The following is a 16,852-nucleotide window of genomic DNA, read 5'->3' as shown; positions in this document are numbered from 1 at the left end:
TCGGCCAGCCACTATGACTAACTTCCGTAGCAGGATATAATTTTCTGTTTTAGCGGTGATAAGCGATGGATAAAATCTTAGTGCGCGGTGCTCGTACTCATAACCTTAAAAATATCGATATTGATATTCCGCGCGACAAACTCACCGTTATCACCGGCTTATCCGGCTCTGGCAAGTCCTCACTGGCCTTTGATACCTTGTATGCGGAGGGCCAGAGACGCTATGTCGAATCGCTGTCCACCTATGCCAGACAGTTCTTGTCGATGATGGAAAAGCCCGATGTAGACCATATCGAAGGGCTATCACCGGCAATATCGATCGAACAGAAGTCAACATCACACAACCCTCGCTCCACCGTGGGCACCATCACCGAGATTTACGACTACCTACGTCTATTATTTGCACGTGTAGGCACCCCACGCTGCCCTGATCACCAGCTCGACCTCGAGGCACAAACCATCAGCCAAATGGTCGACGAAGTGCTGGCGAGGGATGAGGGCAGCAAGCTAATGCTGTTAGCGCCGGTGATCAAGGAACGCAAGGGTGAGCACCATCAAACCTTCGACCAACTACGCAGCCAAGGTTTTATCAGAGTCAGGGTCGATGGCGCTATTTATGAATTGGACGACCTACCAACACTGGTAAAAAACCAGAAACACAGCATTGATGTCGTCGTCGATCGCTTCAAGGTGCGGGAAGATTTACGCCTGAGAATATCGGAATCCTTTGAGACCACACTGCAGCTCTCAGGCGGTCTCGCGGTTATCGCAGAAATGGATAGCGACCAAGAACAAGTATTATCAGCTCGTTTTGCCTGCCCTGAATGCGGCTACAGCCTGAAAGAGCTCGAACCGAGATTGTTCTCATTCAACAACCCTGCCGGCGCTTGTACCGACTGTGATGGTCTAGGGCAGAAGCAGTTCTTCGATCCTGCCCGTCTTATTTTAGACGACGAAGCGAGCCTAGCCGAAGGTGCAATCAGAGGTTGGGACCGCCGTAGTATCTATTATTTCCACATGCTCAGTTCGCTATCAGAACACTATCAGTTCGATATCGACACCCCCTTCAAAGAACTTAATGATGTACATAAAAACAAGATCCTTTACGGCAGCGGCGAAGAGGAAATCGTCTTTAACTATGTCAACGACAAGGGTGACACCTATAAACGTACGCACAGCTTCGAAGGCATCATCCCAAACCTAGAGCGCCGATATCGTGACACCGAATCGAATATGGTACGCGAGGAGCTGGGAAAATACCTCAACAGCCAACCTTGCCCCTCTTGTGATGGCTCCAGGTTACGGCGCTCTGCACGAAACGTTTTCATCAACAACAAAAACCTTCCAAGCCTAACTCGCCTTCCTATTGCTGAGGCCCTCACCTACACACAAGAACTACGTTTAAGCGGTAGCAAAGGCGAAATTGCTGAAAAAATCCTCAAGGAAATTAGAGACCGCTTACAGTTCCTTGTCGATGTCGGACTCAACTATCTTACACTAGAGCGTTCGGCAGATACCCTTTCCGGCGGTGAAGCGCAGAGAATCCGGCTCGCCAGTCAGATCGGTGCCGGCCTCGTCGGGGTTATGTATATTTTGGATGAACCGTCAATCGGACTCCATCAGCGCGACAACGAAAGACTACTAAAGACACTGACCCACTTACGAGATCTTGGTAATACCGTCATCGTCGTCGAGCATGATGAGGATGCCATCCGCCATGCCGACCACGTCATCGACATTGGCCCTGGGGCAGGAGTCCATGGCGGCAAAGTGATCGCGGCCGGCACCGCCGCCAAGATTATGAAGAGCAAGGACTCCCTGACTGGGCACTACTTGAGCGGCAAGAAGCAGATCGCCGTGCCAACAAAGCTGACAGACTATGATCCAACACGCGAGCTCATCATCAGTGGCGCCAGCGGTAACAACCTCCAGGATGTCACCCTAAAAATCCCTCTTGGCCTAATGACCTGCGTCACCGGCGTTTCTGGCTCAGGTAAGTCTACGCTGATAAACGGCACGCTCTACCCTCTCGCTGCAACCGAACTCAACGGTGCAACCACGCTCACAGCAGCGCCCCACGAGGGTATCAGCGGTCTTGACCTCGTTGATAAGTGCATCGACATTGATCAGAGCCCTATTGGACGCACACCACGTTCCAACCCTGCAACCTATACAGGTATTTTTACCCCCGTACGCGAACTGTTCGCAGGCACGCAAGAAGCAAGGTCACGGGGCTATAAACCCGGTCGCTTTAGCTTTAACGTCAAAGGTGGGCGCTGTGAAGCCTGTCAGGGTGACGGTGTCACCAAGGTCGAGATGCATTTCTTAGCTGATATTTACGTGCCCTGTGACATCTGCGAAGGAAAACGCTACAACCGCGAAACATTAGAAGTTCGATACAAAGGCAAAAATATCCATGAAATCCTCGATATGACTATCGAAGATGCCCTCGACTTCTTCGACGCCGTGCCTTCTGTCAAACGCAAACTCAGTACACTGATGGACGTCGGACTCAGCTACATCAAGCTAGGCCAAGCAGCAACAACACTCTCAGGCGGTGAAGCGCAACGCGTCAAGCTGGCAAAGGAACTCAGCAAGAGAGACACAGGCAAGACCCTGTATATTCTCGACGAGCCAACTACCGGACTACACTTCCACGACATCCAACAGCTCTTAAGCGTGCTGCACCACCTACGAGATCAAGGCAATACTATTGTTGTCATCGAACACAACCTCGATGTCGTCAAAACCGCCGACTGGGTAGTTGATCTCGGGCCGGAGGGAGGCTCTGGAGGTGGTCAGATAATTGCCACAGGAACGCCGCAAGATATTGCAAAGCACAAAGAGTCACATACCGGACGCTTTCTTAAAGGCATGCTCAACTAAGCAGTTAGAAAAATATAAAAAGCAAACATAAAAAAAGCAGCCGAAGCTGCTTTTTTTATCATCACATCAAACTTAATCTTCGTCTGTAGCTTCAGCTACTGGACGATCAACAAGCTCAACATAGGCCATTGGGGCCTTATCACCAGTACGGTAACCACACTTAAGTACGCGCAGGTAACCACCTGGACGACCTTGATAGCGAGGACCTACCTCGGCGAATAGCTTAGCAACTGCTTCTTTAGAACGCAGGCGGCTAAAAGCTAGACGGCGATTGGCGACAGTGTCTTCTTTGGCTAGGGTAATAAGAGGCTCGGCGTGACGACGAAGCTCTTTTGCCTTAGGCAAAGTAGTTTTGATCAGTTCGTGCTCTACTAGAGAGTTGACCATATTTCGAAACATCGCACTGCGGTGCGAGCTGTTTCGATTTAATTGACGGCCACTTTTACGATGACGCATGGCTTAATTCCTTACAATTCATTGCTATCACAGCAATAAAAATTAACCGAGATCGCATCGCTGGCAAGCAGCGACGCAACACATAATCTTAATTGACGAGTACACGGTCGTCGTTACGAAGACTGGCGGGTGGCCAGTTATCTAAACGCAAACCTAGTGACAAACCGCGTGACGCCAAGACATCCTTAATCTCAGTAAGAGACTTCTTACCTAGGTTAGGAGTCTTGAGCAACTCAACTTCAGTACGCTGAACCAGGTCACCGATGTAGTAGATGTTCTCAGCTTTGAGGCAGTTCGCAGAGCGAACGGTAAGCTCAAGATCATCGACTGGGCGTAGCAGAATCGGATCAATTTCCTCTTCATGCTCTTCAGGTTCTACCTCAGTCTCGCTTTCAAGATCAACGAAAGCTGCAAGCTGTTGCTGCAGGATTGTTGCAGCGCGGCGAATAGCTTCGCTAGGATCCAAAGTGCCATCGGTCTCTATGTCGAGAACCAACTTATCGAGATCAGTACGCTGTTCAACACGAGCATTCTCAACAACATAAGAAACACTGCGCACTGGGCTATAAGAGGCATCAAGCACCAGCTGACCAATACTGCGAGTTTCCTCGTCACCAGCATTGATCTGGTCCGCGGGCACATAACCACGACCAACACGCGCTGTGAGGGTCATATTCAGTTCGGCACCAGCTGAAACACTTGCAATAACATGCTCAGGGTTCTTAATTTCGATGTCGCCAGGCAACTCGATATCGCCAGCGGTTACTACCGCAGGACCTTTCTTGTTAAGAGTAAGCGTTGCCTCTGTCTTACCCTCCATAACGATGGCGACGCCTTTAAGATTCATTAGAATCTCAATAACATCTTGGTCAACACCTTCGATAGCACTGTATTCGTGCTCAACACCATCAATCTTAGCGCCGACTACTGCAGCACCAGGCATTGATGATAGAAGAATACGACGTAGCGCGCTTCCTAATGTGTGTCCAAAACCACGCTCGAGTGGCTCTAATGTTACCTTCGCGCGAGTGATCGATGTTTCAGAAACATCGATATTACGCGGTGTCAAAAACTCATTGACGGCACTCTGCATATTTACACCTGTCTTGACGGTTAGTCGTTAGTGTTATTTCGAGTACAACTCTACGATCAAGTTTTCATTGATCTCAGAGGATAGATCAGCACGATCAGGCTGGGCTTTAAAAGTACCCTCAACCTTAGCTGCATTTACGTCGATCCACTCGGTAGGAGCACGGTTCTCGGCCAGCTTAAGTGCTGCTTCAACACGAAGCTGCTTCTTAGACTTCTCACGCACGGCAACAATGTCGCCTGCCTTTACTTGGTAAGATGCGATATTAACGCAGGTACCATTGACGGTGATTGCCTTGTGTGAAACCAACTGACGCGCTTCAGCACGAGTTGATGCAAAGCCCATACGATAAACAACGTTATCGAGACGACTCTCCAACAACTTCAACAAGTTTTCACCTGTTGGGCCCTTAACACGAGCGGCTTCTTTGTAGTATTTCTTAAATTGCTTCTCAAGAACGCCGTACATACGACGAACTTTCTGCTTTTCACGTAACTGAACACCGAAGTCAGAAAGACGGGTGCGGCGTGCGCCGTGAACACCTGGTACAGTTTCAGCTTTACACTTTGACTCTAGTGGACGAACACCGCTCTTAAGAAACAGATCGGTGCCTTCACGACGAGAAAGTTTACAAGTTGGACCTATATATCTTGCCATTTTCTAATTCCTAGTCTCAGTTACACGCGACGTTTCTTAGGTGGACGACAGCCGTTGTGAGGGATCGGAGTCACATCGGTAATATTTGTGATTTTATAACCACAGTTATTCAAGGCGCGAACTGCTGATTCACGGCCTGGTCCTGGACCTTTAACCTGAACGTCAAGGTTCTTCAACCCATACTCCTGCGCGGCGATGCCGGCCCGTTCAGCAGCAACCTGTGCAGCAAATGGAGTTGATTTACGAGAACCACGGAAACCAGAACCACCGGCGGTGGCCCAAGTCAATGCGTTTCCTTGACGGTCAGTGATAGTGACGATGGTATTGTTAAACGACGCATGAATGTGCGCGATACCATCGACAACGGTCTTTTTGACCTTTTTACGTGTAGTTTTGGAACTTGGCTTTGCCATGTACTTACCCTGCTTAATATCGACACTGTATTTTTCATACAGCTACACTAAACAATCAAAAATATTGATTACTTACGAATTGGCTTACGAGGACCTTTACGGGTACGCGCGTTTGTCTTAGTGCGCTGACCACGAAGAGGCAGACTGCGACGGTGGCGAAGACCACGGTAACAACCTAAATCTAGCAGACGTTTGATGTTCATAGACACCTCACGACGAAGATCACCTTCAGTAGTAAGAGTTGCTACTGCGTTACGCAGTGCATCAATTTGTTCTTCACTAAGATCTGAAATCTTAGCATCTTCAGCAATGTTAGTTGCTGCACACATCTTCTTCGCACTTGTACGACCAACACCATAAATGTAGGTCAGCGAGATCACCGCGTGCTTGTGATCTGGTATATTAACACCAGCTATACGGGCCATTTTTAACTCCAATCTTGATTAGCTCTAATGCTAACTCTAATTACCCCTCACACCCAAGCCTCACAACTTGGAATGCGAAAGGCGCAAGAGTCTACACACTGAGCAGACAAAAATCAACCACCTCTCGGTGGTCTAGTAGCGTGGGTAAATTAACCCTGACGCTGTTTGTGACGTGGTTCTGCTTTGCAAATCACTCGAACCGCACCGTTACGGCGAACAATTTTGCAGTTGCGACACATTTTTTTAACAGATGCGCGAACTTTCATTTCCGACTCCAAACGCGAAAAAGAGACGAGGTCAATAGCGCCCCGCCCCGATAAAAACTACTTACCGTAGTTTTTCAAGTTGGCCTTCTGCATTAGACCATCGTATTGATTACTCATCAGATGGCTTTGCACCTGGGACATAAAGTCCATGATAACCACTACAACGATTAACAGAGAAGTACCACCGAGATAGAACGGTACATTAGCAAATACAACCAGGAACTGCGGCAGTAGACAAACTAGTGCGATATAACCGGCGCCAAACATAGTTAGACGAGTCAGCACACCATCGATATATTGCGCAGTGTTTTTGCCTGGACGTATCCCTGGAACAAATGCACCAGAACGCTTCAGGTTATCTGCCACTTCATCGGGATTGAAAACCAATGCCGTATAGAAGAAACAGAAGAACACTATAAAGACTGTAAATAGAAGGATATTGAGAGGCTGACCCGGGCCAATAGCGAGGGCAACATCTTGCAACCATTCCATATTATCAGAAGACTGGCCGATCCATTGCGCCACTGACGCTGGAAAGAGCAGAATGCTGCTGGCAAAAATAGCTGGAATAACACCGGCCATATTCACCTTAAGAGGCAGGAACGAGCTTTGAGCCGCGTAGGTTCGACGCCCCTGCTGACGCTTAGCATAGTTGATCGCGATACGACGCTGGCCACGCTCGATCATTACGACAAAATAAATCACCGCAATAGCCAGGGCGACCACAACCAAAAGCACCAGCAAGTTTAACTCACCTTGACGAGCCTGCTCCAGTGACTGACCAATCGCTCCCGGTAACCCGGCAACAATACCGGCAAATATCAGCATCGAAATGCCGTTGCCAATACCACGTTCAGTAACCTGCTCTCCCAGCCACATCATGAATACCGAACCGGTCACGAGCGAAATAACCGCCACGAAATGGAACAGCATCAGATCGACAGAAGTAGCTGCCTCAGGCAACAGAGCTAGACCCTGACCTGCCATGCCTGCGGACATACCCGCGGCCTGTACAGTAGCCAGCAAGACAGTACCATAACGCGTGTACTGACTTATCTTGCGTCTCCCAGCCTCACCCTCTTTCTTTAACGCCTCTAATGTTGGCGAAACTGCCGACATTAGCTGCATTATAATCGAGGCAGATATGTAAGGCATTATCCCTAGCGCGAGTATACTCATACGCTGTAGGGCACCGCCCGAGAACATATTGAATAAACCCAGGACAGTACCTTGGTTCTGGTTGAATAGCTTAGCCAGCTCATCAGGGTTAATCCCTGGAACTGGAATGTGTGTGCCAATCCGGTATACCACTATTGCTAAGAATAGAAAGCGAAGGCGAGCCCAAAGCTCGCCTGTGCCAGATTGACCACTTGACGCAAGTGGTCCTTTTTTAGCCATTTAGTCCTCGACTTTGCCGCCGGCAGCTTCGATTGCAGCGCGTGCGCCTTTGGTGCACGCAAGACCTTTCAAAGTGACTGCCTTGGTGATTTCGCCCGACAAAATTACTTTTGCACGGATCATCTGGCCGCCAATGATATCAGCGTCTTTAAGAGCTGCCAAATCAATAACATCAGCATTTACTGTGTTTAGCTCACCCAAACGTACTTCAGCGCTAACGCGTGAGATACGAGAGGTAAAGCCAAACTTAGGTAAACGCTTCTGCAAAGGCATCTGACCACCTTCAAAACCAGGACGTACACTACCGCCTGAGCGAGACTTCAGACCTTTGTGACCGCGGCCACAAGTCTTACCAGTACCACTACCAATGCCGCGTCCGACACGCTTTTTAGCATGCTTTGCGCCAGGTGCAGGGCTCAGAGTGTTAAGACGTAATTCAGCCATGTTTACTCTCCCTCAACCTTAACAAGATAGTTGACCTTGTTGATCATACCGCGAACAGAAGGAGTATCTTCTACTTCAACAGTATGACCAATACGACGCAGTCCGAGACCGTCAATACATGCACGGTGAGCAGGTAGGCGACCAAACTTTGATCGCAACTGCGTAACTTTAATAGTTTTCTTAGACATCTTCACACCTTAGCCTGTGATGTCTTCAATGCTCTTACCACGCTTAGCAGCGATTTGCTCTGGAGAGCGCATCTGTGCAAGACCGTTGTAAGTCGCACGAACGACGTTGACTGGATTGGTAGAGCCGTAACACTTAGCCAAAACGTTGTGTACACCTGCAAGCTCGAGCACAGCACGCATAGCGCCACCGGCAATGATACCCGTACCAGCAGAAGCTGGCTGCATGTATACCTTAGATGCGCCGTGGCGCGCCTTAATTGCGTATTGGATAGTGTCGCCATTCAGATCAACTTGGATCAAGTTACGACGAGCTGCTTCCATAGCTTTCTGGATTGCGATTGGCACTTCACGCGCCTTACCACGACCGAAGCCGACCTTACCTTCGCCATCACCGACTACAGTCAGTGCGGTGAAACCGAAGATACGACCACCTTTAACAACTTTAGCTACGCGGTTAACTTGAACCAGCTTTTCCTGTAGCCCTTCGGTATTTTTGTCTGTCTCTTTATTAAAAGCCATATTTTTACCTTAGAACTCCAATCCAGCTTCACGTGCAGCGTCGGCCAAGGCCTGTACACGACCGTGGTACTGGAAACCACTACGATCGAACGCTACTTTTGAGATACCTGCTTCTTTAGCACGCTCAGCAACAAGCTTACCCACTGCCGCAGCAGCTTCCTTGTTACCAGTTTTGCCTGCACGCAGTGCGCTATCCAGGGTCGACGCCTGGGCCAACACCTTGTCGCCTTCAGGTGAGATCACCTGTGCGTAGATGTGGCGAGGAGTGCGATGGACGGCTAGGCGAACAGCACCTAACTCGCGCATCTTAGCGCGTGCACGACGTGCACGGCGCTGTCTTGATTCATTCTTCACGCTCATGATTTTACCTTACTTCTTCTTGGCTTCTTTACGACGTACATGTTCGTCCGCGTAACGCACACCCTTGCCCTTATAAGGCTCTGGTGGACGATAGGCACGAATCTCTGCAGCCGCTTGACCAACCTTTTGCTTATCAGAACCACTAATAACGATCTCAGTTTGAGATGGCGTTGTGGCACTAACACCTTCAGGCAGTTCGTAATTCACTGGATGCGAAAAACCGAGAGTTAGATTCAGCACCTTACCGCTTGCTTTCGCACGGTAACCGACACCATTAAGAATCAACTTTTTCTCGAAGCCTTCGCTAACACCAATTACCATGTTGTTAACAAGTGAACGCATTGTTCCCGCTAAAGCTGAAGCTGACTTATCGCCAGCAGCCGCTTCAAAGGTTAAAACACTTTCGTCTTGGTTAACGGTAACGGAATCGTGAACGACCAGCTCTAAAGTACCTTTACCACCTTTAACAGATAGGTTCTGGCCTTTAAGAGTAACCTCAACTCCACTAGGGAGCTGTACAGGACTTTTTGCTACTCGTGACATAATTCTTTCTCTTAACCTAGTATTGTTAGAAGACAGTGCAAAGCACTTCGCCACCAACACCTGCAGCACGGGCTGCACGGTCAGTCATTACACCCTTAGAGGTAGTAACAATTGCCACGCCTAGACCACCACGTACTTTTGGTAGGTCACCTGAACCGACGTATTGACGTAGGCTTGGGCGGCTTACACGATCGATCTCTTCGATGACAGGCTTGCCTTCGAAATATTTTAAATCGATGTTAAGAACGACCTTACCTTCAACATCACTGACGCTTAAATCGGTTACGTAACCTTCTTCTTTAAGCACGTTAGCAACTGCGACCTTCAACTTAGATGAAGGCATGCTAACAGATGGCTTCGCAGCCATTTGGGCGTTACGGATACGGGTTAACATATCCGCCAACGGATCTTGCATACTCATAGCTAGCTCCTAAATTTAAATTACCAGCTGGCCTTAACAAGACCTGGAATGTCGCCGCGCATAGCCGCTTCACGCAACTTGTTACGACACAGACCAAACTTGCGGTATACGCCGTGTGGACGGCCAGTTATCTGGCAACGTCGACGCTGACGACTAGCGCTAGCATTACGTGGCTGCTTCTGTAGCGCAATTTGAGCATCCCAAACCTGCTCATCAGAGGAGGTTGGGTTAACAATAATTGCCTTCAGTTCAGCACGCTTAGTAGCAAACTTCGCAACGGTGCGCTCACGCTTTGCTTCGCGAGCGATCATAGATTTCTTCGCCATTTTACTAGCCCTTAGTTCTTAAACGGGAAGTTAAATGCACGTAGCAATGCGCGACCTTCGTCGTCAGTGCGAGCCGAGGTTGTGATAGCAATATCCAAACCACGTAGTGCATCTATCTTGTCGTATTCAATTTCAGGGAAGATGATCTGCTCAGTCACACCCATTGCATAGTTACCACGACCGTCAAACGACTTCGGGTTCAAGCCCCGGAAATCACGAATACGTGGAATAGCAATAGCAATCAAGCGATCAAGGAACTCATACATGCGCTCACCGCGCAGAGTTACCTTACAACCGATTGGCCAGTCTTCGCGAACCTTAAAACCCGCAATAGACTTGCGCGCTTTAGTGACCACAACTTTCTGACCAACGATTTTCTCTAGATCGCCCACAGCATGTTCTAGAACTTTCTTATCACCCAACGCCTCACCTACACCCATATTCAGGGTGATTTTAGTGATACGTGGCACTTCCATTACGTTCTTTAGGTTAAGCTCTTCTTGCAGCTTAGCCATCAGCTCGCTTTTGTAGATTTCTTGCAAATTAGCCATTATAAACCCTCAAGACACCTTAAGCATCAATAGCTTCGCCAGTAGATTTGTAGATGCGAGTTTTAACGTCGCCCTCTACTTTGAAACCTACTCGATCAGCTTTGTTAGTGTTTGGGTTAAAAATCGCAACATTGGAAGCCTGAATTGCAGCCTCCTTTTCGATAATCCCACCAGCTACACCCGCTTGAGGGTTAGGCTTTTGATGCTTCTTAATAACATTAATACCAGAAACAACAAGACGGCCATCCTTCTTAACAGAAGAAACCTTACCGCGCTTACCCTTGTCTTTGCCGGCGATAACGATTATTTCGTCGTCACGCTTAATCTTACGCATTTTCAGACCTCGATCTTCGTCCAAGAAGTACTTAAAGTACTTCTGGAGCCAAAGAAACAATTTTCATGAACTTTTCTGAGCGCAATTCACGAGTAACTGGCCCAAAAATACGTGTGCCAATAGGGGCGTTGCTGGCATTCAACAATACCGCGGCGTTGTCATCGAACTTAATCTTTGAACCGTCATTACGACGTACGCCTTGCTTGGTACGAACGACTACTGCGTTCATTACCTGACCCTTCTTGACTTTACCGCGAGGAATTGCTTCCTTGACGGTAACTTTGATGATGTCACCAACGCGCGCATAGCGGCGATGTGAACCACCTAATACCTTGATACACATAACACGGCGTGCGCCACTGTTGTCTGCTACATCAAGGTAGGATTGTGTCTGAATCATTCTTTACTCCGGGAGTCGCTCTTCGTTAGAAGCGAGCTCAAGTCCTAAGACTTAAGCTTCAGCGCGCTCTTCAATCTTGACCAAAGCCCAAGACTTAGTCTTAGACAACGGACGAGTTTCCTGGATGGTCACTACGTCGCCAATTTTACACTCATTGCTTTCATCATGTGCATGTAGCTTAGATGAGCGAGTGATATATTTGCCGTAGATCGCATGCTTAACACGACGCTCAACTAGAACAGTAACGGTTTTATCCATTTTGTTGCTAGTCACTTTACCGGTCGCGGTACGTGCAGTTGTTGCTTCAGCCATGATTAATTACCTGCCTTTTGATTCAACACGGTTGTTACCCGTGCGATATCACGACGAGTAGCCTTTAGCAAATGCGACTGATTCAACTGACCAGTAGCCTTCTGCATACGCAACTTAAATTGCTCTTCGAGCAATGTCAGTAGCTGAGCCTTAAGCTCTTCAACGCTTTTAGCTTTCAATTCAGTTGTATTCATCACATTACCGTCCGTTTAACGAAAGCAGTGGCAACTGGAATCTTTGCTGCAGCAAGCGCGAATGCTTCGCGAGCAAGCTCTTCAGAGACACCCTCTACTTCGTACAGGATTTTACCTGGCTGTATTAGAGCAACCCAGTACTCAACGTTACCCTTACCTTTACCCTGACGAACCTCAAGAGGCTTCTGAGTAATCGGCTTATCAGGAAAAACGCGAATCCAGATTTTACCACCACGTTTGATATGACGAGTCATAGCGCGACGAGCTGCTTCGATTTGACGAGCAGTGATACGACCACGACCTGTAGCTTTCAACGCATATTCACCGAAGGAGACCTTGCTACCACGGTGTGCTAGGCCGCGGTTGCGGCCCTTCATCATCTTGCGAAACTTTGTACGCTTCGGCAATAACATTGGCGTACTCCTTACTTAGCAGACTTCTTTGCTGGCTTTTTTTCGACAGCTGGAAGTTCGTTTTCTAGAATTTCGCCCTTAAAGATCCACACCTTGATACCCAACACACCATAAGTAGTGTGAGCTTCATAGGTTGCATAATCGATATCAGCACGCAATGTATGTAGCGGAACGCGACCTTCACGGTACCACTCGCTACGTGCGATCTCAGCGCCGCCAAGACGACCACCGATCTGAATCTTTACACCTAGTGCACCTTGACGCATTGCGTTCTGGACCGCGCGCTTCATAGCACGACGGAACATCACACGACGTTCTAGCTGCTGAGCAACGTTCTGAGCAGTCAACTTAGCGTCGAGGTCCGGCTTGCGGATCTCTTCGATGTTGATCTGGACAGGAACGCCAGTCATTGCGGTAAGCTTCTTACGTAGCTTATCTACATCTTCACCTTTCTTACCGATAACGATACCGGGGCGAGCGGTGAAAATAGTCAGTCTGCAGCTTTGAGCTGGGCGTTCGATAAGAATGCGGCTAACTGATGCATGAGCAAGTTCTTTTTCAACAAAAGAGCGAACTTCAAGATCGTTAATCAGGTTCTTAGCGTAACCCTGCTTGTCGGCATACCAGACAGAGTTGTGACTCTTGACGATACCGAGTCGGATACCGGTGGGGTGTACTTTCTGACCCATCTGGCACTCTCCTAGTTAATGTCAGCGACTTTGACAGTGATATGACAACTGCGCTTCATAATACGATCTGCACGACCTTTGGCACGCGGGCGGATACGCTTCATAGTCATACCTTCATCAACAAAGATGGTAGATATTGACAGTTCGTCGATATCAGCACCTTCGTTGTGTTCGGCATTGGCAATCGCAGAATCAACAATTTTCTTGATGATTTCTGCAGCCTTCTTGTTAGAAAACGCTAGGATATCTAGTGCTTCCTCAACAGACTTGCCGCGGATCTGATCAGCTACCAAACGAGCTTTTTGAGCAGATATACGCGCACCTTTCAGCTTGGCGGATACTTCCATCTCAATAACCCCTTAGCGCTTGGCTTTCTTGTCTGCAACGTGACCTTTATAGGTACGCGTTACAGCAAATTCGCCCAGTTTATGACCGACCATTTCTTCGTTAACCAATACTGGCACGTGCTGGCGACCGTTATGTACCGCTAGAGTCAGTCCAACCATATCTGGGCTGATCATGGAGCGGCGCGACCAAGTTTTGATTGGACGCTTATCGTTGCTGTCCAGTGCCTTTTCAACTTTCTTCAACAGGTGAAGATCGATAAAAGGACCTTTCTTTAGTGAACGTGGCACAACTAATTCCTCTCTATCTATCGCGCAGTTACTTAGAACCGCGACGACGCACGATTAGCTTATCAGTACGTTTGTTCTTACGAGTCTTGAAGCCCTTAGTAGGAGTTCCCCAAGGTGAAACTGGATGACGGCCACCAGAGGTACGACCTTCACCACCACCATGTGGGTGATCTACAGGGTTCATCGCGACACCGCGAACGGTTGGACGAACACCACGCCAGCGTGAAGCACCAGCTTTACCCAGCTTACGTAAGCTGTGTTCGCTGTTAGATACTTCGCCTAATGTTGCGCGACAGTCTGCAAGCACTTTACGCATTTCGCCGGAGCGGAGACGTAGAGTAACGTGACGACCTTCACGAGCAACTAACTGAGCAGAAGTACCGGCAGAACGTGCAATTTGCGCACCCTTACCTGGCTTAAGCTCAATAGCGTGAACGGTTGAACCTAGTGGAACATTACGCAGCGGCAAAGTGTTACCCACTTTGATTGGCGCAGCTTCACCAGACATGAGCTCATCACCTGCTTTAACGCCCTTAGGAGCGATAATATAAGCGCGCTCACCATCTGCGTAACAGATAAGAGCAATGTGAGCCGTACGATTGGGATCGTACTCTAGGCGTTCAACAGTCGCCGCAATACCGTCTTTGACTCGCTTAAAGTCAATAACGCGATAGTGCTGCTTGTGTCCACCACCAATGTGACGAGTAGTGATACGACCGTTGTTATTACGACCGCCAGACTTACTCTTCTTCTCCAGCAACGCTTTGTGCGGCGCGCCTTTATGTAGCTCATCACTTACGATACGAACTACGTGACGGCGACCAGGAGAAGTAGGTTTCATTTTTACAATAGCCATTCTACCTATCTCCTTTATTCGGCTGCTGCGAAGTCAATGTCTTGACCTTCCGCTAAGCTAACGTATGCTTTTTTCCAGCTAGGCTTGCGAACTTGACCATAACGGTTCATTTTGCATTTGCCCTTTACGTTAACTACGCGAACACCTTCAACTTTCACATCAAAGATCTTCTCAACGGCGTTTTTAACTTCTAGCTTGGTAGCGTCAACAGCAACTTTAAAAACCACTTGGTTGCTCTCGGCAGCCATGGCAGCTTTTTCAGATACGTGTGGACCCATCACTACTTTGAATACGCGTTCCTGATTCATGATAGTCCCTCTTCAACTTTCTTAAGTGCGGCAACAGTTACCAACACTTTATCGAAGCCAACAAGACTAACTGGATCAACACCAGAAACATCACGTACATCAACCTTATGCAGGTTGCGAGCCGCTAGGAACAAGCTGGTATCAACTTCTTCAGTAACAATCAGTACGTTCTCTAGACCGGCTTCTGAAAGCTTAGCTTTCAGAAGCTTGGTCTTTGGTGCATCAATAGCGAAGTCTTCCACTACGACAACACGTTCCTGACGAAGCAATTCAGACCAGATAGTCTGAAGAGCGGCACGATACATCTTACGATTCAACTTCAGTGAAAAATCCTGAGGTTGAGCAGCAAATGTAACACCACCTGAACGCCATATTGGGCTGCGGATTGTACCGGCACGCGCGCGGCCAGTACCTTTTTGGCGCCAAGGCTTAGCACCGCCACCAGAAACCGCAGCGCGGTTCTTCTGTGCACGGGTACCTTGACGAGCACCTGCCAGATAGGCAGTTACTACTTGGTGAACCAAGTCTTCGTTAAATTCTCTTGCAAATGCTGTGTCAGAAACTTCTAAGGTCCCTGCACCGGCTATATTTAGCTGCATGCTCAAAACTCCCTAGTATTAAGCTTTAACGGCTGGGCGAATAATAACGTCGCCACCGTTGGCACCAGGAACTGGACCCTTAACCAATATCAGGTTGCGCTCGACATCTACCCGCACAACTTCTAGATTCTGTGTGGTTGTGCGCTCAGAACCCATATGACCGGACATCTTCTTACCTTTGAAGACGCGACCAGGGGTCTGACACATACCAATAGAACCGTTTGAACGGTGAGAGATCGAGTTACCGTGTGTAGCATCCTGCATGGAGAAATTCCAACGCTTGATACCACCCTGGAAACCTTTACCTTTAGACTGACCAGTAACATCAATTTTCTGGCCAGCTTCGAAAGCTTCAACTGTCAGCTCGCCGCCAAGGGCCAGCTCCGCAGATGCATCTTCCAAACGGAATTCCCAGACACCACGACCAGCTTCTACGCTTGCCTTAGCATAATGACCAGCTGCTGCCTTGCTCACGCGAGACGCGCGACGAGAACCAGTTGTAATCTGAACAGCGTCATAGCCGTCAGTATCAACTGTTTTGATCTGAGTTACACGATTGGGCGAAGCCTCAATCACAGTAACCGGAATGGAGACACCTTCATCGGTAAACACTCGTGTCATACCGCGTTTTAGGCCGACTATACCAATAGTCATCACAATAACCTCTTAGCGTATGGGGCTATACCCGCTATGGCCGCACTCGATGTGCGTCACACTAACTTATATAAAACCCCAGACTTTCAATAGGGGTTCATCCTGACTTGTTCGTTTCCTTAAAGCAGGAAGAACTTAACCAAGACTAATCTGTACTTCTACACCGGCCGCAAGATCCAGTTTCATCAAAGAATCAACTGTTTTCTCGGTAGGCTCAACGATGTCTAGAAGACGCTTATGGGTACGAATCTCGTACTGATCACGGGCATCTTTGTTCACGTGAGGCGAAACAAGAACGGTATAGCGCTCTTTTTTAGTAGGCAGTGGGATAGGACCACGGACCTGAGCACCAGTTCGCTTTGCTGTCTCAACGATCTCTTGCGTAGACTGATCGATTAAACGGTGATCAAAGGCTTTTAAGCGAATGCGAATGCGTTGATTCTGCATTTTAAAAACTCCAATACGTTTTAATAGTGTATGCCTTCCTAAAATGACAAGATTCTAGATGGTTCATAC

The 16,852-nt window shown here is 48.4% G+C and carries 29 protein-coding genes; 1 reads left to right on the top strand and 28 read right to left on the bottom strand.

Annotated elements, in window-relative coordinates:
* Positions 1–65: 65 nt before the first annotated feature.
* Entirely contained in the window at positions 66–2,885 is a 2,820-nt protein-coding gene (gene uvrA, locus EDC56_RS18800; protein ID WP_123714138.1) for an excinuclease ABC subunit UvrA, read from the top strand.
* Positions 2,886–2,957: 72 nt separating this feature from the next.
* On the opposite strand, the gene rplQ is transcribed toward uvrA, so the two are convergent.
* From rplQ to rpsJ, 28 genes are all read right to left on the bottom strand, one after another.
* The gene (gene rplQ, locus EDC56_RS18795) at positions 2,958–3,341 is read right to left on the bottom strand and encodes a 50S ribosomal protein L17 (RefSeq protein ID WP_123714137.1); all 384 of its coding nucleotides are present in this window, start codon (positions 3,339–3,341) and stop codon (positions 2,958–2,960) included.
* A gap of 88 nt (positions 3,342–3,429) precedes the next feature.
* Positions 3,430–4,434, bottom strand: coding sequence for a DNA-directed RNA polymerase subunit alpha (locus tag EDC56_RS18790; protein WP_123714136.1), 1,005 nt, complete (start codon positions 4,432–4,434; stop codon positions 3,430–3,432).
* Positions 4,435–4,467: 33 nt separating this feature from the next.
* The gene (gene rpsD, locus EDC56_RS18785; protein ID WP_123714135.1) at positions 4,468–5,088 is read right to left on the bottom strand and encodes a 30S ribosomal protein S4; all 621 of its coding nucleotides are present in this window, start codon (positions 5,086–5,088) and stop codon (positions 4,468–4,470) included.
* A gap of 20 nt (positions 5,089–5,108) precedes the next feature.
* Positions 5,109–5,501, bottom strand: a complete 393-nt coding sequence (rpsK, locus tag EDC56_RS18780) for a 30S ribosomal protein S11 (RefSeq protein WP_123714134.1) — start codon at positions 5,499–5,501, stop codon at positions 5,109–5,111.
* 68 nt (positions 5,502–5,569) lie between these two features.
* Positions 5,570–5,926 carry a 30S ribosomal protein S13 gene (gene rpsM / locus EDC56_RS18775; protein ID WP_123714133.1) on the bottom strand — a complete coding sequence of 119 codons (357 nt, stop codon included), beginning with the start codon at positions 5,924–5,926 and terminating at the stop codon, positions 5,570–5,572.
* A gap of 149 nt (positions 5,927–6,075) precedes the next feature.
* On the bottom strand, positions 6,076–6,192 hold the full coding sequence (gene rpmJ, locus EDC56_RS18770; protein ID WP_123714132.1) for a 50S ribosomal protein L36: 117 nt from the start codon (positions 6,190–6,192) through the stop codon (positions 6,076–6,078).
* 57 nt (positions 6,193–6,249) lie between these two features.
* A complete protein-coding gene (secY, locus tag EDC56_RS18765; RefSeq protein ID WP_123714131.1) occupies positions 6,250–7,590 on the bottom strand; it encodes a preprotein translocase subunit SecY in 1,341 nt (446 codons plus the stop codon).
* Positions 7,591–8,034, bottom strand: a complete 444-nt coding sequence (gene rplO, locus EDC56_RS18760; protein WP_123714130.1) for a 50S ribosomal protein L15 — start codon at positions 8,032–8,034, stop codon at positions 7,591–7,593.
* Between the two features lie 2 nt (positions 8,035–8,036).
* Complete coding sequence (rpmD, locus tag EDC56_RS18755) at positions 8,037–8,222, bottom strand: 50S ribosomal protein L30 (RefSeq protein WP_123714129.1); 186 nt, start codon at positions 8,220–8,222, stop codon at positions 8,037–8,039.
* Between the two features lie 9 nt (positions 8,223–8,231).
* Positions 8,232–8,741, bottom strand: a complete 510-nt coding sequence (gene rpsE, locus EDC56_RS18750) for a 30S ribosomal protein S5 (RefSeq protein ID WP_123714128.1) — start codon at positions 8,739–8,741, stop codon at positions 8,232–8,234.
* 9 nt (positions 8,742–8,750) lie between these two features.
* Positions 8,751–9,101 carry a 50S ribosomal protein L18 gene (rplR, locus tag EDC56_RS18745; protein WP_123714127.1) on the bottom strand — a complete coding sequence of 117 codons (351 nt, stop codon included), beginning with the start codon at positions 9,099–9,101 and terminating at the stop codon, positions 8,751–8,753.
* A 9-nt stretch (positions 9,102–9,110) separates the two neighbouring features.
* A complete protein-coding gene (gene rplF / locus EDC56_RS18740) occupies positions 9,111–9,644 on the bottom strand; it encodes a 50S ribosomal protein L6 (RefSeq protein ID WP_123714126.1) in 534 nt (177 codons plus the stop codon).
* 25 nt (positions 9,645–9,669) lie between these two features.
* Positions 9,670–10,065, bottom strand: coding sequence for a 30S ribosomal protein S8 (rpsH, locus tag EDC56_RS18735; protein WP_123714125.1), 396 nt, complete (start codon positions 10,063–10,065; stop codon positions 9,670–9,672).
* Positions 10,066–10,085: 20 nt separating this feature from the next.
* On the bottom strand, positions 10,086–10,391 hold the full coding sequence (rpsN, locus tag EDC56_RS18730) for a 30S ribosomal protein S14 (protein ID WP_123714124.1): 306 nt from the start codon (positions 10,389–10,391) through the stop codon (positions 10,086–10,088).
* Between the two features lie 11 nt (positions 10,392–10,402).
* Positions 10,403–10,942, bottom strand: a complete 540-nt coding sequence (gene rplE / locus EDC56_RS18725) for a 50S ribosomal protein L5 (protein ID WP_123714123.1) — start codon at positions 10,940–10,942, stop codon at positions 10,403–10,405.
* 19 nt (positions 10,943–10,961) lie between these two features.
* The gene (gene rplX, locus EDC56_RS18720; protein WP_123714122.1) at positions 10,962–11,276 is read right to left on the bottom strand and encodes a 50S ribosomal protein L24; all 315 of its coding nucleotides are present in this window, start codon (positions 11,274–11,276) and stop codon (positions 10,962–10,964) included.
* Between the two features lie 31 nt (positions 11,277–11,307).
* Positions 11,308–11,676, bottom strand: coding sequence for a 50S ribosomal protein L14 (gene rplN, locus EDC56_RS18715; RefSeq protein WP_123714121.1), 369 nt, complete (start codon positions 11,674–11,676; stop codon positions 11,308–11,310).
* 51 nt (positions 11,677–11,727) lie between these two features.
* A complete protein-coding gene (gene rpsQ / locus EDC56_RS18710; RefSeq protein WP_123714120.1) occupies positions 11,728–11,988 on the bottom strand; it encodes a 30S ribosomal protein S17 in 261 nt (86 codons plus the stop codon).
* A gap of 2 nt (positions 11,989–11,990) precedes the next feature.
* Complete coding sequence (rpmC, locus tag EDC56_RS18705) at positions 11,991–12,182, bottom strand: 50S ribosomal protein L29 (protein ID WP_123714119.1); 192 nt, start codon at positions 12,180–12,182, stop codon at positions 11,991–11,993.
* Positions 12,182–12,595 carry a 50S ribosomal protein L16 gene (gene rplP, locus EDC56_RS18700; RefSeq protein ID WP_123714118.1) on the bottom strand — a complete coding sequence of 138 codons (414 nt, stop codon included), beginning with the start codon at positions 12,593–12,595 and terminating at the stop codon, positions 12,182–12,184. The genes rpmC and rplP overlap by 1 nt, the downstream gene beginning before the upstream one ends.
* 11 nt (positions 12,596–12,606) lie before the next feature.
* Positions 12,607–13,284, bottom strand: coding sequence for a 30S ribosomal protein S3 (gene rpsC / locus EDC56_RS18695; RefSeq protein WP_123714117.1), 678 nt, complete (start codon positions 13,282–13,284; stop codon positions 12,607–12,609).
* Positions 13,285–13,295: 11 nt separating this feature from the next.
* Complete coding sequence (gene rplV / locus EDC56_RS18690; RefSeq protein ID WP_123714116.1) at positions 13,296–13,631, bottom strand: 50S ribosomal protein L22; 336 nt, start codon at positions 13,629–13,631, stop codon at positions 13,296–13,298.
* A 12-nt stretch (positions 13,632–13,643) separates the two neighbouring features.
* Positions 13,644–13,919 (bottom strand): 30S ribosomal protein S19, encoded by a 276-nt coding sequence (rpsS, locus tag EDC56_RS18685; RefSeq protein WP_123714115.1) that lies wholly within the window; start codon positions 13,917–13,919, stop codon positions 13,644–13,646.
* 28 nt (positions 13,920–13,947) lie between these two features.
* Positions 13,948–14,775 (bottom strand): 50S ribosomal protein L2, encoded by an 828-nt coding sequence (gene rplB, locus EDC56_RS18680; protein ID WP_123714114.1) that lies wholly within the window; start codon positions 14,773–14,775, stop codon positions 13,948–13,950.
* Between the two features lie 14 nt (positions 14,776–14,789).
* Complete coding sequence (gene rplW / locus EDC56_RS18675) at positions 14,790–15,083, bottom strand: 50S ribosomal protein L23 (RefSeq protein ID WP_123714113.1); 294 nt, start codon at positions 15,081–15,083, stop codon at positions 14,790–14,792.
* A complete protein-coding gene (rplD, locus tag EDC56_RS18670) occupies positions 15,080–15,682 on the bottom strand; it encodes a 50S ribosomal protein L4 (protein ID WP_123714112.1) in 603 nt (200 codons plus the stop codon). Before rplD ends, rplW begins: the two co-directional genes overlap by 4 nt.
* Before the next feature lie 18 nt (positions 15,683–15,700).
* A complete protein-coding gene (rplC, locus tag EDC56_RS18665) occupies positions 15,701–16,336 on the bottom strand; it encodes a 50S ribosomal protein L3 (protein ID WP_123714111.1) in 636 nt (211 codons plus the stop codon).
* A 135-nt stretch (positions 16,337–16,471) separates the two neighbouring features.
* The gene (rpsJ, locus tag EDC56_RS18660; protein ID WP_123714110.1) at positions 16,472–16,783 is read right to left on the bottom strand and encodes a 30S ribosomal protein S10; all 312 of its coding nucleotides are present in this window, start codon (positions 16,781–16,783) and stop codon (positions 16,472–16,474) included.
* Positions 16,784–16,852 lie beyond the last annotated feature (69 nt).

Source organism: Sinobacterium caligoides (assembly GCF_003752585.1).
GTDB lineage: Bacteria > Pseudomonadota > Gammaproteobacteria > Pseudomonadales > Sinobacteriaceae > Sinobacterium > Sinobacterium caligoides.
The sequence above is the reverse complement of the archived record's forward strand: the minus strand, read 5'-3'. Positions and strand labels throughout refer to the sequence as shown.

Excerpts from the sequence above, each read along its gene's own strand:
- uvrA (WP_123714138.1), top strand. The coding sequence starts at position 66 with ATGGATAAAATCTTAGTGCGCGGTGCTCGTACTCATAACCTTAAAAAT.
- rplQ (WP_123714137.1), bottom strand. The coding sequence starts at position 3,341 with ATGCGTCATCGTAAAAGTGGCCGTCAATTAAATCGAAACAGCTCGCAC.
- EDC56_RS18790 (WP_123714136.1), bottom strand. The coding sequence starts at position 4,434 with ATGCAGAGTGCCGTCAATGAGTTTTTGACACCGCGTAATATCGATGTT.
- rpsD (WP_123714135.1), bottom strand. The coding sequence starts at position 5,088 with ATGGCAAGATATATAGGTCCAACTTGTAAACTTTCTCGTCGTGAAGGC.
- rpsK (WP_123714134.1), bottom strand. The coding sequence starts at position 5,501 with ATGGCAAAGCCAAGTTCCAAAACTACACGTAAAAAGGTCAAAAAGACC.
- rpsM (WP_123714133.1), bottom strand. The coding sequence starts at position 5,926 with ATGGCCCGTATAGCTGGTGTTAATATACCAGATCACAAGCACGCGGTG.
- rpmJ (WP_123714132.1), bottom strand. The coding sequence starts at position 6,192 with ATGAAAGTTCGCGCATCTGTTAAAAAAATGTGTCGCAACTGCAAAATT.
- secY (WP_123714131.1), bottom strand. The coding sequence starts at position 7,590 with ATGGCTAAAAAAGGACCACTTGCGTCAAGTGGTCAATCTGGCACAGGC.
- rplO (WP_123714130.1), bottom strand. The coding sequence starts at position 8,034 with ATGGCTGAATTACGTCTTAACACTCTGAGCCCTGCACCTGGCGCAAAG.
- rpmD (WP_123714129.1), bottom strand. The coding sequence starts at position 8,222 with ATGTCTAAGAAAACTATTAAAGTTACGCAGTTGCGATCAAAGTTTGGT.
- rpsE (WP_123714128.1), bottom strand. The coding sequence starts at position 8,741 with ATGGCTTTTAATAAAGAGACAGACAAAAATACCGAAGGGCTACAGGAA.
- rplR (WP_123714127.1), bottom strand. The coding sequence starts at position 9,101 with ATGAGCGTGAAGAATGAATCAAGACAGCGCCGTGCACGTCGTGCACGC.
- rplF (WP_123714126.1), bottom strand. The coding sequence starts at position 9,644 with ATGTCACGAGTAGCAAAAAGTCCTGTACAGCTCCCTAGTGGAGTTGAG.
- rpsH (WP_123714125.1), bottom strand. The coding sequence starts at position 10,065 with ATGAGTATGCAAGATCCGTTGGCGGATATGTTAACCCGTATCCGTAAC.
- rpsN (WP_123714124.1), bottom strand. The coding sequence starts at position 10,391 with ATGGCGAAGAAATCTATGATCGCTCGCGAAGCAAAGCGTGAGCGCACC.
- rplE (WP_123714123.1), bottom strand. The coding sequence starts at position 10,942 with ATGGCTAATTTGCAAGAAATCTACAAAAGCGAGCTGATGGCTAAGCTG.
- rplX (WP_123714122.1), bottom strand. The coding sequence starts at position 11,276 with ATGCGTAAGATTAAGCGTGACGACGAAATAATCGTTATCGCCGGCAAA.
- rplN (WP_123714121.1), bottom strand. The coding sequence starts at position 11,676 with ATGATTCAGACACAATCCTACCTTGATGTAGCAGACAACAGTGGCGCA.
- rpsQ (WP_123714120.1), bottom strand. The coding sequence starts at position 11,988 with ATGGCTGAAGCAACAACTGCACGTACCGCGACCGGTAAAGTGACTAGC.
- rpmC (WP_123714119.1), bottom strand. The coding sequence starts at position 12,182 with ATGAATACAACTGAATTGAAAGCTAAAAGCGTTGAAGAGCTTAAGGCT.
- rplP (WP_123714118.1), bottom strand. The coding sequence starts at position 12,595 with ATGTTATTGCCGAAGCGTACAAAGTTTCGCAAGATGATGAAGGGCCGC.
- rpsC (WP_123714117.1), bottom strand. The coding sequence starts at position 13,284 with ATGGGTCAGAAAGTACACCCCACCGGTATCCGACTCGGTATCGTCAAG.
- rplV (WP_123714116.1), bottom strand. The coding sequence starts at position 13,631 with ATGGAAGTATCCGCCAAGCTGAAAGGTGCGCGTATATCTGCTCAAAAA.
- rplB (WP_123714114.1), bottom strand. The coding sequence starts at position 14,775 with ATGGCTATTGTAAAAATGAAACCTACTTCTCCTGGTCGCCGTCACGTA.
- rplW (WP_123714113.1), bottom strand. The coding sequence starts at position 15,083 with ATGAATCAGGAACGCGTATTCAAAGTAGTGATGGGTCCACACGTATCT.
- rplD (WP_123714112.1), bottom strand. The coding sequence starts at position 15,682 with ATGCAGCTAAATATAGCCGGTGCAGGGACCTTAGAAGTTTCTGACACA.
- rplC (WP_123714111.1), bottom strand. The coding sequence starts at position 16,336 with ATGACTATTGGTATAGTCGGCCTAAAACGCGGTATGACACGAGTGTTT.
- rpsJ (WP_123714110.1), bottom strand. The coding sequence starts at position 16,783 with ATGCAGAATCAACGCATTCGCATTCGCTTAAAAGCCTTTGATCACCGT.